The sequence below is a fragment of the Actinomycetospora lemnae genome (assembly GCF_028737315.1).
GTDB classification, from domain to species: domain Bacteria; phylum Actinomycetota; class Actinomycetes; order Mycobacteriales; family Pseudonocardiaceae; genus Actinomycetospora; species Actinomycetospora lemnae.
Map to the genome: position 1 here is coordinate 36,372 of NZ_JAQZAO010000019.1, position 15,825 is coordinate 52,196.

Here is a 15,825-nt window from a genome sequence, read left to right on the forward strand (position 1 = left end):
CCGCATGCGCATCACCCAGGGGACGTTCTCGTTCCTGCCCGACCTGACCGACGACGAGATCACCGCGCAGATCGCCTACGCGCTCGAGCACGGCTGGCCCTGCTCGGTGGAGTACACCGACGACCCGCACCCCCGGAACACCTACTGGGAGATGTGGGGCCTGCCGCTGTTCGACCTGCAGGACCCGGCCGCGGTGCTCGACGAGGTGCGCGCGTGCCGCGACGAGCACCCCGAGCACTACGTGCGCGTCAACGCCTACGACGCGGGCCTCGGCCGGCAGACCGTCGCCCTGTCGTTCCTGGTCAACCGGCCGAGCGAGGAGCCCGGCTTCCGCGTCGACCGCCAGGAGGGCGCGGACCGGCGCGTCCACTACTCGATCCACTCCTACGCCACGGAGCGGCCCGCGGGGTCCCGCTACGGCGGGGCCCGGGGCGGCTCGCGGAGCAACGGCCATGGGCAGCACTGAGAACGGACGGGTCTCCTTCGCGACGGCCGGGCGGGCGTCCCGTCCGGTCGTGGCGGAGCCGGACCCCGGCGAGCCCACCGTGCCCGACGAGCCCGACGTCCTCGACCCGGACGCCACCGTCGACCTCGACGAGGTCCGGCGGGAGGCCGGGGTCGACGACGTGCTCGACGGGCTCGACCGCGAGCTCGTCGGGCTCGCGCCGGTCAAGGAGCGGCTGCGCGAGCTCGCGGCGCTGCTGGTCGTCGACCGGGTGCGCGAGCGCTTCGGCGTCACCACCGACCGCCCGACCCTGCACATGTGCTTCACCGGCAACCCGGGCACGGGCAAGACGACCGTCGCGCAGCGGATCGGGGACCTGCTGAAGGGTCTCGGCTTCCTGCGCCGCGGGCACCTCGTCACCGCGACGCGCGACGACCTCGTCGGCCAGTACGTCGGGCACACGGCGCCGAAGACGAAGGAGATCGTCGGCAAGGCGCGCGGCGGCGTGCTGTTCGTCGACGAGGCCTACTATCTGCACCGGCCGGGCAACGAGCGCGACTACGGCGGCGAGGCCATCGAGATCCTGCTGCAGGCGATGGAGTCCCACCGCGACGACCTCGTCGTCGTGCTCGCCGGCTACGCCGACCGGATGGCCACGTTCTTCGAGGCCAACCCGGGGATGCAGAGCCGGATCGCGCACCACGTCGACTTCCCGGACTTCAGCGCCGACGAGCTGGTGACCATCGCCGAGGGCATGGTCGCCGAGCAGGGGCTGGGGCTCTCGCCCGAGGCGCACACCGCGCTGCGCGAGTACCTGGCGCTGCGCCGCGAGCAGGAGTGGTTCGCCGGCGCCCGCAGCGTCCGCAACGCCCTCGACCGCGCCCGCATGCGCCAGGCCCGCCGTCTCGCGGAGGGCGGGAGCCGCGTCGGCCTCGCCGACCTCACCACCCTCCAGGCCGCCGACCTGCGCGCCAGTCGCGTCTTCGCCGGCGGCCACCGCACCTGACCGCCCCCATGTGAGCACTTTCGACGGCTATAGCCGTGGAAAGTGCTCACATAGGTTCGGCGGGTGACCACCACCGCGCGCCTGCGGGCGTTCGTCGCGCTCGCCGACCGGGGGTCGGTGCGGGGCGCGGCAGCGGCGCTGGTGGTCACCGAGTCCACCGTCTCGGCCGCCGTGCGCGCGCTGGCCGACGAGGTCGGCGTCGCCCTGCTCGAGCGCGAGGGCCGCGGCGTGCGCCTCACCCCCGCCGGCGCCCGCTACGCCGACTACGCCCGGCGCATCCTCGGCCTGCTCGACGAGGCCACGACGGCCGCGCGCGGCGCGGCCGACCCGGAGCACGGGCACATCCGCCTCGGCGCCGTCACCACGGCCGGCGAGCACCTCCTGCCCGCCCTGCTCGCATCCTTCCGCGCCCGCCACCCGCACGTCGGGGTGGGCGTCGACGTCTCCCCCAGCGCCGCGGTGTGGGCGATGCTGCGCCACCACGAGCTCGACGTCGTCGTCGCCGGCAGCCCGCCGGGCGACCTCGACGGCCGGGTGCGCGCCCGACGCGAGAACACGCTCACCGTCGTCGGCGCCCCGGACGCGGCGGCCGGCTTCGACCCGGCGACCGCGACCTGGCTGCTGCGCGAGCAGGGCTCCGGCATCCGCGCCACCCTCACCGCGCTGCTCGCGGACCTGCCCGGCGACCCGCCCCGCATGGTCCTCGGCTCCCACGGCGCGACGATCGCCGCGGCGCGGGCCGGGCTCGGGGTGACCCTGGTGGCGCGCGAGGGCGTCGCGCGCCTGCTCGCCGAGGGCACGCTGGTCGAGCTGGCGGTGCCGGGCGTCCCGATCGCGCGCCCGTGGCACGTCGTCACGCACCCCGACGCCACGGCCAGCACCCAGCTCCTCATCCACCACCTGCTCGAGGACGAGGAGCTCGGCTGGGAGCGGGTCTGACCGGTGCTCAGGCCGCGACGGCCCGGTCCACCTCGCGCCGCAGCGCCGCGCGGCCCGCGTCGGCGGCGGCCGGGTCGCCGCGCCACGCGAGCAGGGCCGGCGAGACGAGCGCCCGCCCGAACGAGAACGTCAGCGGCCACGGGCCACCGCGCCGACGAATCGCGGCGAGGTTCGCGGCGGCGGTCGCCGACGGCTGGCCCCCGGAGAGGAACGCGACGCCCGCGAGCTCGTCGGGCATCGTCGCGCGCAGGGTGTCGACGGTGGCGCGGGCGACCTCGGCCGGGCCCGCCGCCTGCCGCGCGCCCTCGCCCGCGGTGACCATGTTCGGCTTGAGCACCATCGCCGCCGGGTCGACGCCGGCGCGGTCCAGGGCGCGGGCGAGCCGGGCGAGCGTCCGGGCGGTCGCGGCGGCGCAGACCTCGATGCGGTGGCCGCCGGCGCTGAGGATCTCGGGCTCGACGATCGGCACCAGGCCGCCGTCCTGGCAGATCCGCGCGTAGGCCGCGAGCGCCTCGGCTCCCGCCTCGAGGGCCCGGGTCGACGGGCGGCCCGCGCCGAGGTGCAGCACCGCGCGCCACTTGGCGAACTCCGCGCCGAGCGCGACGTACTCGGCGACGCGGTCGGCGAGGCCGTCGAGGCCCTCGGTGACCGTCTCGCCGTCCTCGCCGCCGTCGAGGGGCGCGGTGCCGGTGTCGACCTTGATGCCGGTCTGGATGCCGGCGTCGGCGAGCGCGGCGGGGAACGGGCGGCCGTCGGCGAGGTGCTGGCGCAGCGTCTCGTCGCACAGGATGACGCCGCTGACGCCCTCGCCGAGGTCGTCGGCGGTCAGCAGCAGCTCGCGGTACGCGCGGCGCTGCTCCTCGGTGGGGTCCACGCCGGCGTCCTCGAGGCGCCGCGACATCGTCCGCGGGCTCTCGTCGGCCGCGAGGATCCCGCGACGCCCGGCGACGAGGCGCGCGGCGGTCGCGCGCAGCTCCTCCCGGGCGGGAATCGGGTACTCGGTGATCGTCGTCGTGGCTGTGCTCGTCACGGCGGCCTCCCTCGGCGGTGTGCCCACCGACGCTAGGGACCCCGCCCCCCGCCCGGCGTCCCCTGCGCGGTGGAGCGGGCGGGGGAGGTGGTAGCCGGCGCGCTCGACGCGCTGCCGCGCGATCCGCAGCGCCTGCGGGCGTCACCACCCGCGTCGCGATCAGCGCCGCGTCCGTCGCCGGCGGCCACGAGCGCCCGCCCGCCCGGGACGACGAGACGTGAGCGCATGCGGCACGGGTGTTCACTCGGGCGCGGTCACGCGTGCCGCGCCGGCACGTCGACGCGGCGCCGGGACCGGGACCGGACCAGGGCCGGCCCGCCGAGGATGGCGGCGGCCGCCCCGACGACCAGGGCCACCCACCCCCCGACGATCCCGTAGCCGGTGCCCGGACCACCACGGGCGGCGGCCACCACCCACGCACCGATGACCGTCGCCGTGAGACCCGCGACCAGGGCCACGATCGCCCTGGTCCTCCCGGCGCCGCCGCCGCGCCCGGAGCGGGCCAGGGCGGGCCCTCCGAGGACCACCCCGCCCAGGCCGAGCGCGATCGCCACGAGGGACCACGACCGTCCGGGGGTCAGGGTGTGGGCAGTGGCGGTGGCCGCGTCGGCGGCCAGCAGTGTGTGGGACACGAGACGCTCCTCGTCCTCCGGTGCTCGAACACGTCCGAGCGTGGCCCCGGGCCACACCCCCGGGCGTCGCCCCGACGCGGACACCTCGCGCTGCCGTCGGTGCCGCAGCAGGCTGCCGCGGACGCGGTAGGACCCACGGCCGTACCACCCGCGCAGTAGGCGCCCGATCCTCCGCGTGCGGGAGTCGCCGGCGTGTGACCGGGGCTAGCGTTCCCCCATGGGCCGGGGGCGGATCGGGCTCCGCGACGGCGCGGTCGCCGTCGCCGTGGGGGCGTTCCTGCTCGTCGTCGAGCTGTTCGGGCAGCACCCCGCGACGGATGCCGCCCCGGTCGGCTACGCCCTCCTGATCGCCGGAGCGCTGTCCCTGGTCGCGAGCCGGCGGGCTCCCGTCACCGTGCTGGCCGTGACCGGGCTGTGCGCGCTGGGGCACCTCGCCGTCGGGCTGGACGTGCCGGCCGTCGCGTACCTGGTCGCGGTGTACGCCACGGTGCGGGCGGGGCACCGCGTCGTCGCGGTGGCGGGTTCGGTGATCATGCTGGTTGCCGTCCCGTTCGCGATGCTGGCCTCTCCGCACCACGTGTCCCTGGGCGAGGCGCTCGTCCCGGCCAGGGACGTGCTCCCCCTGGCCTGGCTGGTCGCCGCCGGAGCTGCGGGCGAGGCCCTGCGACAGGCCGAGAGACGGGCGGAGGAGGCCGAGCGCACGCGTGAGGAGACCGCCCGGCGGCGCGCCGACGAGGAACGACTGCACATCTCGCGGGAACTGCACGACTCGCTCACCCACCAGATCTCCGTGGTCAAGGTGCAGGCCGAGGTCGCCGTCCACCTGGCCCGCAAGCGCGGGGAACAGGTGCCGGAGCCCTTGCTCGCGATCCGGGAGGCCGGGCGCGAGGCGGCTCGGGAACTGCGCGCGACACTGGAGACGCTGCGTGACGACGAGGCGGACCGGAGGAATCCGCCCCATGGGCTCGACGACGTCCCGGACCTGGTGGAACGGGCCCGGACGAGCGGTCTGGACGCGACCCTGACGATCGAGGGTGACCGGCACGAGGTCCCGGTCACCGTGCACCGGACCGCGTACCGGATCGTCCAGGAGTCACTGACCAACATCACACGGCACGCCGCCGCCACCAGGACGACGGTGGTGATCGGCTACCGACACGATGCCGTGGTCGTCCGCGTCGACGACGACGGACGAGCGACCCCGGACACCGCGCCGGAGCCCGGCGTCGGGCTGCTCGGGATGCGGGAACGGGTCACGGCGCTCGGTGGCCACCTCAGCGCGGAGCCCCGCTGCGAGGGCGGGTTCACCGTCCGGGCCGAGCTGCCCACGGGACACGCGTCGTGATCCGCGTCCTCCTGGTCGACGACCAACCGCTCATCCGCAGCGGTTTCCGCGCGCTCCTCGAGGTCGAGGACGACATCGAGGTGGTGGGCGAGGCCGGCGACGGTCGCGAGGGTGTGGCACTGGCACGCGAACACCTGCCCGACATCGCGCTGATCGACATCCAGATGCCGGTCGTCGACGGTCTCGAGCCACCCGCCGCATCGCCGCCGATCCGGCCGTGGCCTCGGTGCACGTCGTCATCCTGACCAACTACGGCCTCGACGAGTACGTCTTCGAGGCGCTGCGCGCCGGCGCGGCGGGATTCCTCGTGAAGGACATCCTGCCGGAGGACTTCCTGCACGCCGTCCGGGTCGCCGCGCGCGGCGACGCGCTGCTCGCCCCGGCGATCACCCGCAAGCTGATCGACCAGTACGTCACCCACCCGCCCGCCACCCGCAGCGCCACGGCGCTGCGAGCCCTGACCAACCGGGAACGGGACGCGGTCGCCCTCGTCGCCCACGGCCTGTCCAACGACGAGATCGCGGACCGCATGGTCATCAGCCCGCTGACCGCCAAGACCCACGTCAACCGGGCCATGACCAAGCTCCACGCGCGCGACCGCGCGCAACTGGTCGTCCTCGCCTACGAGACCGGGCTGGTCACCCCGGGTTCCCCCTGAGACCGGCGCGCCACGGGCGGGGCACCGGTCAAGAGCTACTCTCCGTCATCTCGGTCTTGTCGCGATGGTCCGCACGTGTCGAGAATCGTCGTCCATGACCTTCCCTTTCGGGGCTTCGTCACTCGACGACACCGTGGCCGCGCGACGGGCATGGATCCTCCTGGCCGCCGCGGTCGTCGTCGAGGTCGTCGTCGTCGCGCTGTTCGCCCTGGTGCTGCTGACGTCGTCGTCGACCGGCACGCTGGTCCTCGCGGTCGGCGGCATCGCGGTCTCGTCGATGCTCACCGTGCTCGCGGTGATGAACCTCGTGCGGACGCGCGTGCACGCCGCCGTGACCGGCGTGCCGGGGGCCGCCGTGTCGGGTCTCGGGGTGGGCGGGGTCCGCGTGGGCGCCGGCACCGGAGGCGGCGGGCCCCGCGGCGGGGGCTCCCGCGGCGCCGGCTCGGGCCCGTACGACCACGGGCACCCCGGGCACACGCACCACGGTCACCACCACGACCACGGGTCCTGGTCCGACCCCGGCTCGTGGAGCGACTCCGGGTCGTCGACCAGCGACTCCGGGTCGTCGTCGAGCGACTCCGGGTCCTCGAGCAGCGACTCCGGGTCGTCGTCGAGCGACTCCGGCTCGTCGGGCAACTCCTCGGACTGACCACGGCCGTCGCGGACGATCGGCGACGCCGGGCCGTCGCCCGCGGTGCCGTCCTCGACGGGGGGGCTCACCCCGGTGCCGCGGGGATCGCCCGCGGCACCGGGGGAGATCAGCCGACCGACCTCCGGCGAGGAGGCGCGGGCGCGACGGGCGCTCCGCGTGTCCTCGCCCCGGAGGATCAGCCGACGCGGATGCCGGCGGGCAGGCGGGTGCCCTCGCCGGCGAGGGGGTCGGAGTCGCAGGCCCGGTCGGGACGGCGCACCGACAGCGTCAGCGGCACCGGCCCGCTCCCACCGGTCGAGCCCCGCTGCGCTCCGTCTCCCGCGTCCTTGCGCGGCCCCCGGGTCGTCCGGTGGGAGTGGTCCAGCGACGGCTTGGGGACGACGGTGTCCATCTCGAGCTGCGCCAGCGCCCGCTCGCCGTTGCCGAGCACGCACTCCGGGTCGGGGCCGTCGAGCGGCAGGCCGGTGAAGAACTTCGCCGCCATGCAGCCGCCCTGGCAGGCGTCGTAGTGCGAGCACTTCGTGCACGCGCCGCCCGACTGCGGTCCGCGCAGCTCGGCGAACAGCTCGGACTCCCGCCAGACGGTGTCGAAGCCCCCCGGCGATCGGACGTTGCCCGCGAGGAACTGCTCGTGGATGGCGAACGGGCAGGCGTAGACGTCGCCGACCGGGTCGATCAGGCACACCACGCGCCCGGCGCCGCACAGGTTGAGGCCCGGCAGCTCCTGGCCGAACGCCGAGAGGTGGAAGAACGAGTCGCCGGTGAGGACGTCCTCGCCGCGGGCGACGAGCCAGTCGTAGAGCTGGCGCTGCTGCTCGCGGGTGGGGTGCAGCTCGTCCCACGAGTCGGCGCCGCGGCCCGAGGGGCGGAAGCGGGTGATCCGCAGCTGGGCGCCGTAGCGGTCGGCGATGGCCTTGAACTCGTCGAGCTGGTCGACGTTGTGCCGGGTCACCACCACACTGATCTTGAACTGCCCGAACCCGGCCTCGTACAGGTTCTCCATGGCCCGGATCGCCGTGGCGTACGAGCCGGGGCCGCGGACGTGGTCGTTGACCTCGGCCGTCGCGCCGTCGAGGGAGATCTGCACGTCGACGTAGTCGGTGGCCGCCAACTGCGCCGCGCGCGCCTTGTCGAGCTTGACGCCGTTGGTGGAGAACTTGACGCCGACGTCGTGGGCGATCGCGTAGTCCAGCAGCTCCCAGAAGTCGCTGCGGACCGTCGGCTCGCCGCCGCCGATGTTGACGTAGAAGACCTGCATGCGCTGGAGCTCGTCGATGACCGCCTTGCACTCCTCGGTGGAGAGCTCGTTCGGGTCGCGACGACCGGAGCTGGACAGGCAGTGCACGCAGGACAGGTTGCAGGCGTAGGTGAGCTCCCAGGTCAGGCAGATCGGGGAGTTCAGGCCTTCGACGAAGTGGTCGACGAGTTTCACGGGGTGTCCCCCTCGGAGCGCCGCTTGATGGTGCCCGCCTGCGCCAGGCCGGCCAGGGCCTTCAGGTACTGGTCCCGCTGGGGTGCAGGAACCTCGGCGGCCTCGAGGGCGCCGTGGACGTCGGGGTGGTCGGCGAGCGTCTCGACGACCCGGACCAGGGGCCGGGTCTTGAGGAACGACAGCCGCCGGGTGTGGAAGTCGTAGACCAGGGCGCCGAAGGACTCCGGACGCACCGAGACCGAGCCGGAGATCCGGTACGGCTGGTCGGCGTCGAAGTGCTCGACGCCGGCGGGGGTGGCTCGCGGGCCGGCCCCCGCCGCCGTCGTCGACATCAGTAGACGCCGCACATGCCGTCGATCGAGACCTCCTCGACGAGGGTCTCCTCGACCAGCTCCTCGTTCTCTCCCATTGCGTCCTCCTCACCAGCGGTGCCTCGGGCGCTGGGAACGCTAAGCGGCACTCGGTGCCACCACCAGACGTCCGGCGGACGGGATTCCCCTGTCCGATCGGTGGGGGCGGCGGACGACCCGGGTTGGTAGAGGATGCTCGTGTGGTGACGACGAGGAGCGCGCGACGGGTGCCGGTCGCCCGGCGCCTCGAGGACGTCGCCCTCGAGCTGTTCGCGACGCAGGGCTTCGACGAGACCACGGTCGACGAGCTCGCCGTCGCCGGCGGGGTGGGCCGGAGGACCTTCTTCCGGTACTTCCCCACCAAGCTCGACGTCGTGCTCGGCGAGCTGGACGACGGCCTCGCCGCCCTCGCCGCCGTGCTGCGCGACGAGCCCGGCGACGACCCGGTCGTCGCCGCCCGCGCCGCCTTCCTCGCGGTCAACCACTACGCCGACGCCGAGCTCCCCGCGCTGCGCCGGCGCCTCGGGCTCATCGAGGACGTCCCGGAGCTCGCCGCGCGGGCCACGGTCCGCTACCGCGACTGGGAGCAGACCCTCGCCACCGACGCCGCCGGGCGCTGGGGCACCGACCCCGCCTCGCTGCGCGCGCAGGTGTTCGGGCGGGCCGTCGTCGCGTCGATGCGCGCGGTGTTCAGCGCCTGGCACGGGCGCCCGGAGGCGGACGCCGCGGCGCTGGGCGCGCTGGTCGAGGAGGCGTTCGACGCCCTGGCGCGGGGGTTCTCGTCGCCGTGAGCGCGCCCGAGGAGCTCATCGACCTCGATCCCGACTCGTCCGACCCGCCCTACGAGCAGCTGCGCGCCCGGATCACCGAGCTCGCCCGCACCGGTGGCCTCGCCCCGCACACGCGCCTGCCGGCGGTGCGCCGACTCGCCGGGGACCTCAACCTCGCGCCCGGCACCGTTGCCCGCGCCTACCGGGAGCTCGAGGCGGCCGGGGTCGTCGAGACCCGGGGGCGGCTGGGCACCTTCGTCGTGGGCGGGGAGTCGCCCGCCGACCCGGCCCGCGAGCTCGCCGCCGAGTACGCGCGGCGGGTCACCGCGCTCGGCGTCTCGCGGGAGCGCGCGCTGGACCTCGCCCGCGCGGCCCTCGCCGAGTCCTGACCGGGGCCCGCGGGGCGAGGGACGCCCTCGCTGCCTCCCACGCACCCAGGGGCGCCCTCGCTCCCCTACCAGGGCACCTCGGCCCGGTCCTCCCACAACCGCCCGGTCGGCGCCGGGTCGGACGGGCTGGAGGCCCGCCCGCAGAGCCAGATCGCCGTGTCCGCGCCCTGCTCGACCGACCGGGGCGCGTCGGGGCCGCCCATGTCGGTGCGGCAGTGGCCGGGGCAGGTCGCGTCGACGAGGACCCCGCGCCGGCCGAGCGCCAGCTCGTGGGCGAGGTTGCGGGTCAGCGCGTTGAGCCCCGCCTTCGCGACGCGGTAGGGCGCGAGCCCGCCCGCGGTGCCCGGACCGGTCATGCGCCCGAGGCACGCGGACAGGTTGACCACCCGGCCCCACCGGCGCCGCGCCATCCCCGGCACGAGCGCGCCGACGAGGGCGAAGGGGGCGTCGAGGTCGACCGCCCGCACGTCGCGCCACTCCCCCAGCGACGTGTCGAGCGTCCTCGACCGCTTCGCGCTCATCACGGCCGCGGCGTTGACCAGCACGTCCACCTCGAGCCCGTCGACGCGGGCGGCGATCCCGTCGACGTCGGCGAGGTCGTGCACCAGCGCCCGCCCGCCGATGGCCGCCATCGCCGCGCCCAGGGCGTCCCCGTCGCGCGCCACGCCGATCACCGAGGCACCCGCGGAGGCCAGCCCCGCCGCGATCGCCCGGCCCAGGCCCCGGCTGGCACCGGTGACGAGCGCGGTGCGCCCGGACAGCTCCTCGGTCACCGGCCCGAGGTTCCCGCGGCCGTCCCCTTCCACCCTTGACGCTTGTCGCGTACACCTTGCAACAACGGGTCGGCGACAACGCCGCACGATGGCCAGGCGGGCCACCTGCCCGAAGGTGCAGGCCGGGCACCGTCGCCGTGGTCGGGATCACCGCGCGCCCCTGTCCTCGTGACCCGCGCCACCCCTAGCGTCGCGCCGGATCGCGCGGAGCCGGCCCCCTGCGGGGCGCTCCGGGACCGACCCCGACCGAGAGGACCGCCATGCAGGTAGACGAGCTGCTCAAGCCGTTCCCGATCAAGGAGTTCCACCCCTTCCCGCGGGCGCTGCTGGGGCCCGGCTCGCACGAGATGATCGGCCCCGAGGCCCTCAAGATGGGCTTCAAGAAGACGCTGATCATGACCTCGGGTCTGCGCGGCACGGACATCGTCCACAAGATCTCCGAGTCCATGAAGTGGCACGGGATCGAGACGGTCATCTACGACCAGGTCGAGTCCAACCCCAAGGACTACAACGTCATGGACTCGGTGAAGCTGTACCAGGAGAACTCCTGTGACAGCTTCGTCTCCATCGGCGGCGGCTCCTCGCACGACGCCTGCAAGGGCGCCCGCGTCTCGGTCGCCCACGACGGCCGCAACGTCAACGAGTTCGAGGGCTTCAACCAGTCCGAGAACCCGAAGAACCCGCCGCACATCGCGGTCTCCACGACGGCCGGCACGGGCTCGGAGACGTCGTGGGCCTACGTCATCACCGACACCACGACCGACCCGAACAACCCGCACAAGTACGTCGCGTTCGACGACGCCTCGGTGACCAGCCTGGCGATCGACGACCCGGTGCTCTACTACGACTGCCCGGTCGACTTCACCGCCCAGTGCGGCTTCGACGTGCTCGCGCACGCCTCCGAGCCCTACGTCTCGCGCCTGAACTTCCAGCCGAGCCTGGGCAACGCCCTGCGCGCCATCGAGCTCACCAACGAGCACCTGCGCGAGGCCGTGTGGAACGGGCAGGACCTGCCCGGCCGCGAGGGCATGATGTACGCGCAGTACATCGCCGCCCAGGCGTTCAACTCCGGCGGCCTCGGGATCATCCACTCGATCTCGCACGCGGTGTCCGCGTTCTACGACACCCACCACGGCCTCAACAACGCCATCGCGCTCCCCCGCGTGTGGGCGTTCAACATGCCGGTGGCCTACAAGCGCTTCGCGAAGATCGCCCAGGCCATGGGCGTGGACACCACGCACATGACCGACGTCCAGGCCGCCGAGGCCGCGCTCGCCGCGTCCATCCGGCTGCTGCGCGACGTGGGCATCCCGGAGAAGTTCACCGACGTCACCCAGGACTCGTACTCGAAGAACCGCCTGGGCCAGGGCCCGACCAAGTTCTACGAGAACGAGAAGACCATCACGGGCAACGACGCCGACGTGGACCGCATCACCAACCACGTCCTCGGTGACGCCTGCACGCCGGGCAACCCCAAGGAGTGCACGTTCACGACCGTGCGCCCCGTCGTCGACCACTGCATGAACGGCGACCTCGACGACCTGCTCAGCTGATCGCAGCACCGGTGCCCGGTGAGGTCGGCCTCTGCGCTGGCCCGCCGGGCACCGGTGTGTTCCCCTCGATCCGCCACCTTCGGAAGGACCCCGCGTGACCAGCACGACCACCGACGCCAGCCCGCCCTTCGGAACGGTCGAGGAGGTCGTCGACGCGCTCGCCGCGCAGGGCTACATCGCCGACCGGCGCCTGGCCACGACGGTGTTCCTGCTGACCCGCCTCGAGAAGCCGCTGCTGCTCGAGGGACCGGCGGGTGTCGGCAAGACCGAGCTGGCGAAGATGCTCGCCCTGGCCACGGGCCGGCGCTTCCTGCGGCTGCAGTGCTACGAGGGCCAGGACGAGACCAAGGCCCTCTACGAGTGGGACTACGGCAAGCAGCTGCTCTACACCCAGATGCTGCGCGAGAAGATCAGTGAGATCGTCCAGGACGCCCCCGACATCAAGACCTCGGTCGAGCGCATCGCGTCCCAGGACAGCGTCTTCTTCTCGGAGCAGTTCCTCGCGGAGCGGCCGCTGATGGAGGCCATCCGCTCCGACGAGCCCGTCGTGCTGCTCATCGACGAGGTCGACCGCGCCGACGAGGCGCTCGAGGCCGTGCTGCTCGAGACGCTCGGCGAGTTCCAGATCTCGGTGCCCGAGGTCGGGACGTTCAGGGCGGAGAACGCGCCCTACGTCATCCTGACCAGCAACAACACGCGCGACCTGGCCGCCGCCCTCAAGCGCCGCTGCCTGCACCTCTTCCTGGACTACCCCACCGCCGAGCGCGAGCTGGAGATCGTGCGCTCGAAGGACACCGGGCTGCCCGAGGCGGCCGCGCGCGAGCTCGTCGAGGTGGTCCGCGGGCTGCGCGAGCTCGAGCTGCGCAAGGCGCCGAGCATCTCCGAGACCATCGACTGGGCCCGCACCCTGGCCGTGCTGGGCGTCGACGAGCTGAACTCGCAGATCCTCGCCGACACCGTCTCGGTCGTCGTCAAGTACGACAAGGACGTCACCAAGGCCCTCGGCGCCCTGCCGAAGCTCGTCGACCCCAACGCCGAGATCGACGACGCCCACGGCCACGGCCACGGGCACGGCCACGGGCATGGCCACGACAACGGGCACTCGAGCGGCCCGGCGCCCGCGACGTCCCGGCCCGTGCACGACGACGAGGACGACGGCCCCGACGGCCGCGCGGTCCGCGCCGCCAAGGACCAGGAGGGACGGCACGCGGGCGTCTACGGCGCCCCCGGTCGGGAGTACCAGGAGCGCGCCCGCTCGGGCGAGACCGAGCCGACCAAGAAGCGGCCGGTGAGCTCCGGTCAGGGCAGCCGCTCGTTCGGGCTCGGCAAGAAGCGCGCCCTCTAGCCCCGCCCGCCCGAGAGGAGGCCTGCGTGGAGGCCAGCATCCACCGCTTCGTCCGGCTGCTCCGCATCCGGCAGGTCCGGATCTCCACGTCGGAGGTCCTCGACGCCATGCGCTGTGCGCGCGAGCCCGGCGTGCTCGCCGACCGCGAGACGCTGCGGGCCGCCCTGCGCGTCGCGCTGGTCAAGGACGTCCGGGACGAGGCGACCTTCGACGAGATCTTCGACGCGTACTTCGCCCTGGTCCGCATCGGCGCCGAGGAGCGGGGGCACGGTCACGGGCACGGTCACGAGGACCTGTCCGACGACGGCACGCTCGAGGACTTCACCCTCTCCGACGAGCCCGCCGAGACCCCGCAGCAGGGCCACGACCACGGCAAACCCGTGGACATCAAGGAGTTCTTCGACCCCGAGGACATGGCCCAGCAGTACAACCTGCACCAGGAGGCCAACAAGCTCGACCTCGCGGCGATGACCGACGAGATCGTCTTCTCCAAGGACGGGGCCACCGACCAGACCGGCACCACCGAGAAGGTCCAGATCGAGACCGACCGTCTGCACGGCGGCGGGCTGCCCGGCGACATCGCCACCGAGTCGGGCACGAAGGTCGACGCCGACCTCAACGTCGCGCAGCAGGAGGCGCTGCTCGGCTGGCTGCAGGGCGTCGAGGACGGGATCTCCGACGACGGCGACGAGACGGACGCGATGGCGCTGCGGCGCCGGCTCGCCGGGATGCTCGAGAACCTCCCCGAGGCGATCAAGCGCCACCTCGAGCGGCTGCTGGAGATCGAGCAGCGGATCGTCGACGGCGGGCACGCCGACGAGGAGGCGCACCGGGCCGAGGTCGACCGCGCCGAGGAGCACGAGCGCCAGCAGCTCGAGGACTCGCTGCGCCGGCTCGCGAAGACCCTGCACGGCGCGCTGACGCACAAGCGCCGCGAGTCCCCGCGCGGGCGCATCGACCCCGGGCGCACGATGCGGCGCAACATGCGCTTCGACGGGGTGCCGTTCCGGCCGGTCACCGTCGAGCGCACCGAGGACAAGCCGCGCCTGGTGATCCTCGCCGACGTCTCGCTGTCGGTGCGCGCCACGGCCCGCTTCACGCTGCACCTCGTGCACGGGCTGCAGGACATGTTCGGGCAGGTGCGCTCGTTCGCGTTCGTCGCGGACCTGTTGGAGGTCACCGACCTGTTCGCCGACCACACCGTCGAGGACGCCCTCGGGCTGATCTTCGGCGGCGACCTGCTCGACGTCGACGCGAACTCCGACTACGGCACCGCGTTCGGCACGTTCCTCGAGGACCACGGCTCGGCGGTGAACCGGCGGTCCACGGTGATCGTGCTGGGCGACGGTCGGGGCAACGGCAACGACGCGAACATGGAGGCGTTCGCCGAGATCACCCGCCGGGCGCGCGAGACGATCTGGCTGACCCCGGAGCCCCGCTACTCCTGGGGGCTCGGCGCCTGCGACCTGCCGCGCTACGCCGAGCACGTCGACCGCATCCGCGTCGTCCGCGACCTCACCGGGCTGTCGGAGGTCAGCCACGACATGGCGGCCGAGATGATCGGCAGATGACAGGGCTGGCGGACGCGCCCGCCACGGGGGTCGTGCGGATCGACCCCCTCGCCCCGTCCCACCCGGGACGCTGGGAGGACGACCGGGTCGTCGTGTGCCACGTCGACCGGGGCGCGGTACCGGTCCGCCTCGTCGCCGCGCGCCCGCCGGAGCGGGTCACCGAGCACTTCGAGGTGCACCGGCAGGGCGCGCGGCTGCTCGTGCTGCACCGGCTGCGGCCCGACGAGCTCGACGACGACATCGCGGGCCTGCTCGCCGGGGAGCTGGGCGGGCTGGTCGCCTCGGCCGGCGACTTCGAGCGCGTCTTCACCGGCATCGTGCGCTCGACGATCAGCGACCCGCTCACGGCGTGGTCGACGTTCTACGCCAACAGCCTCGCGGCGCTGCGCGCGCCGGCGCACGAGGTGGCGCCGGACGTCGCGCCCGAGTCGTCGCTGGCGGCGTTCGCCCCGGTGCACGAGCGGGCGCTCGTCGAGATCCGCGGCCGCACGGTGCTCGACGTCGGCTCGTGCTTCGGCTTCCTGCCGCTGCGCCTCGCGCAGGAGGGGTTCGACGTCGTCGCCAGCGACCACACCCCGGGCACCATGGGCCTGCTCGGCGCCGTCGCCCGGCGCCGCGGCGAGGCGGTGCGCGCGATCGTCGCCGACGCCCGGGCCCTGCCCGTCGCCGACGGCGCCGTCGACACCGTCACGGCGGTCCACCTGCTCGAGCACCTGCCGCCGCGCGAGACCGTCGGGGTGCTCGACGAGGCCCTGCGCGTGGCGCGCCGCCGCGTCGTCGTCGCCGTGCCCTACGAGGACGAGCCGGAGCCCGTCTACGGCCACCTCCGGACCTTCGACCACGCCGCCCTGCACGCGCTGGGCGAGCGCTCCGGGCGCCCGTTCACCGTGGCCGACGACCACGGCGGCTGGCTCGTGATCGAGGCCTGAGTGTCA

General features: G+C 74.0%; 17 protein-coding genes and 1 pseudogene. 12 read left to right on the plus strand and 6 right to left on the minus strand.

The window, feature by feature from the left end; genetic code table 11:
• Positions 1-4 precede the first annotated feature (4 nt).
• From PGB27_RS27580 to PGB27_RS27590, 3 genes are all read left to right on the plus strand, one after another.
• On the plus strand, positions 5-466 hold the full coding sequence (locus PGB27_RS27580) for a ribulose bisphosphate carboxylase small subunit (RefSeq protein WP_274203656.1): 462 nt from the start codon (positions 5-7) through the stop codon (positions 464-466).
• Positions 467-515: 49 nt separating this feature from the next.
• Entirely contained in the window at positions 516-1,451 is a 936-nt protein-coding gene (locus PGB27_RS27585; protein WP_274203657.1) for an AAA family ATPase, read from the plus strand.
• 63 nt (positions 1,452-1,514) lie between these two features.
• Positions 1,515-2,390: a LysR family transcriptional regulator gene (locus PGB27_RS27590; RefSeq protein WP_274203658.1), complete on the plus strand. Its 876-nt coding sequence runs from the start codon at positions 1,515-1,517 to the stop codon at positions 2,388-2,390.
• A gap of 7 nt (positions 2,391-2,397) precedes the next feature.
• Here PGB27_RS27590 and PGB27_RS27595 read toward each other — a convergent pair whose 3' ends face one another.
• Both PGB27_RS27595 and PGB27_RS27600 read right to left on the minus strand, forming a co-directional pair.
• The gene (locus PGB27_RS27595; RefSeq protein ID WP_274203659.1) at positions 2,398-3,420 is read right to left on the minus strand and encodes a class I fructose-bisphosphate aldolase; all 1,023 of its coding nucleotides are present in this window, start codon (positions 3,418-3,420) and stop codon (positions 2,398-2,400) included.
• A 254-nt stretch (positions 3,421-3,674) separates the two neighbouring features.
• Positions 3,675-4,052, minus strand: coding sequence for a DUF6223 family protein (locus PGB27_RS27600; RefSeq protein WP_274203660.1), 378 nt, complete (start codon positions 4,050-4,052; stop codon positions 3,675-3,677).
• Positions 4,053-4,269: 217 nt separating this feature from the next.
• Between PGB27_RS27600 and PGB27_RS27605 the strand changes: the two genes are divergently transcribed.
• The 3 genes and pseudogenes from PGB27_RS27605 to PGB27_RS27615 all read left to right on the plus strand — a co-directional run bounded on the left by PGB27_RS27605 (position 4,270) and on the right by PGB27_RS27615 (position 6,704).
• A complete protein-coding gene (locus PGB27_RS27605; protein WP_274203661.1) occupies positions 4,270-5,397 on the plus strand; it encodes a sensor histidine kinase in 1,128 nt (375 codons plus the stop codon).
• Positions 5,394-6,055 (plus strand): annotated as a pseudogene (locus PGB27_RS27610) (response regulator). The gene PGB27_RS27605 and the pseudogene PGB27_RS27610 overlap by 4 nt, the downstream one beginning before the upstream one ends.
• 94 nt (positions 6,056-6,149) lie before the next feature.
• Positions 6,150-6,704, plus strand: a complete 555-nt coding sequence (locus PGB27_RS27615; protein WP_274203662.1) for a hypothetical protein — start codon at positions 6,150-6,152, stop codon at positions 6,702-6,704.
• Between the two features lie 178 nt (positions 6,705-6,882).
• Here the strand turns inward: PGB27_RS27615 and mftC are convergent, their stop codons facing one another.
• The 3 genes from mftC to mftA are packed head-to-tail and all read right to left on the minus strand — an operon-like array spanning position 6,883 to position 8,548.
• Complete coding sequence (gene mftC, locus PGB27_RS27620) at positions 6,883-8,139, minus strand: mycofactocin radical SAM maturase (RefSeq protein ID WP_274203663.1); 1,257 nt, start codon at positions 8,137-8,139, stop codon at positions 6,883-6,885.
• Positions 8,136-8,471: a mycofactocin biosynthesis chaperone MftB gene (gene mftB / locus PGB27_RS27625; protein WP_274203664.1), complete on the minus strand. Its 336-nt coding sequence runs from the start codon at positions 8,469-8,471 to the stop codon at positions 8,136-8,138. Before mftB ends, mftC begins: the two co-directional genes overlap by 4 nt.
• A complete protein-coding gene (gene mftA, locus PGB27_RS29530; protein WP_408630132.1) occupies positions 8,471-8,548 on the minus strand; it encodes a mycofactocin precursor MftA in 78 nt (25 codons plus the stop codon). The genes mftB and mftA overlap by 1 nt, the downstream gene beginning before the upstream one ends.
• Positions 8,549-8,692: 144 nt before the next feature.
• Here mftA and PGB27_RS27630 point away from each other — a divergent pair, with 144 nt between their 5' ends.
• A complete protein-coding gene (locus PGB27_RS27630) occupies positions 8,693-9,280 on the plus strand; it encodes an acyl-CoA-like ligand-binding transcription factor (protein ID WP_274203665.1) in 588 nt (195 codons plus the stop codon).
• Entirely contained in the window at positions 9,277-9,648 is a 372-nt protein-coding gene (locus PGB27_RS27635) for a GntR family transcriptional regulator (RefSeq protein WP_274203666.1), read from the plus strand. Before PGB27_RS27630 ends, PGB27_RS27635 begins: the two co-directional genes overlap by 4 nt.
• A 65-nt stretch (positions 9,649-9,713) precedes the next feature.
• Here PGB27_RS27635 and PGB27_RS27640 read toward each other — a convergent pair whose 3' ends face one another.
• Entirely contained in the window at positions 9,714-10,421 is a 708-nt protein-coding gene (locus PGB27_RS27640; RefSeq protein WP_274203667.1) for an SDR family NAD(P)-dependent oxidoreductase, read from the minus strand.
• A 260-nt stretch (positions 10,422-10,681) separates the two neighbouring features.
• On the opposite strand from PGB27_RS27640, the gene mdo reads away from it, so the two are divergent.
• The 4 genes from mdo to mftM all read left to right on the plus strand — a co-directional run bounded on the left by mdo (position 10,682) and on the right by mftM (position 15,819).
• On the plus strand, positions 10,682-11,974 hold the full coding sequence (gene mdo, locus PGB27_RS27645; protein WP_274203668.1) for an NDMA-dependent methanol dehydrogenase: 1,293 nt from the start codon (positions 10,682-10,684) through the stop codon (positions 11,972-11,974).
• 94 nt (positions 11,975-12,068) lie between these two features.
• Positions 12,069-13,319 (plus strand): AAA family ATPase, encoded by a 1,251-nt coding sequence (locus tag PGB27_RS27650; RefSeq protein WP_274203669.1) that lies wholly within the window; start codon positions 12,069-12,071, stop codon positions 13,317-13,319.
• A gap of 26 nt (positions 13,320-13,345) precedes the next feature.
• The gene (locus tag PGB27_RS27655) at positions 13,346-14,890 is read left to right on the plus strand and encodes a VWA domain-containing protein (protein ID WP_274203670.1); all 1,545 of its coding nucleotides are present in this window, start codon (positions 13,346-13,348) and stop codon (positions 14,888-14,890) included.
• Entirely contained in the window at positions 14,887-15,819 is a 933-nt protein-coding gene (mftM, locus tag PGB27_RS27660) for a mycofactocin oligosaccharide methyltransferase MftM (protein ID WP_274203671.1), read from the plus strand. Before PGB27_RS27655 ends, mftM begins: the two co-directional genes overlap by 4 nt.
• Positions 15,820-15,825 lie beyond the last annotated feature (6 nt).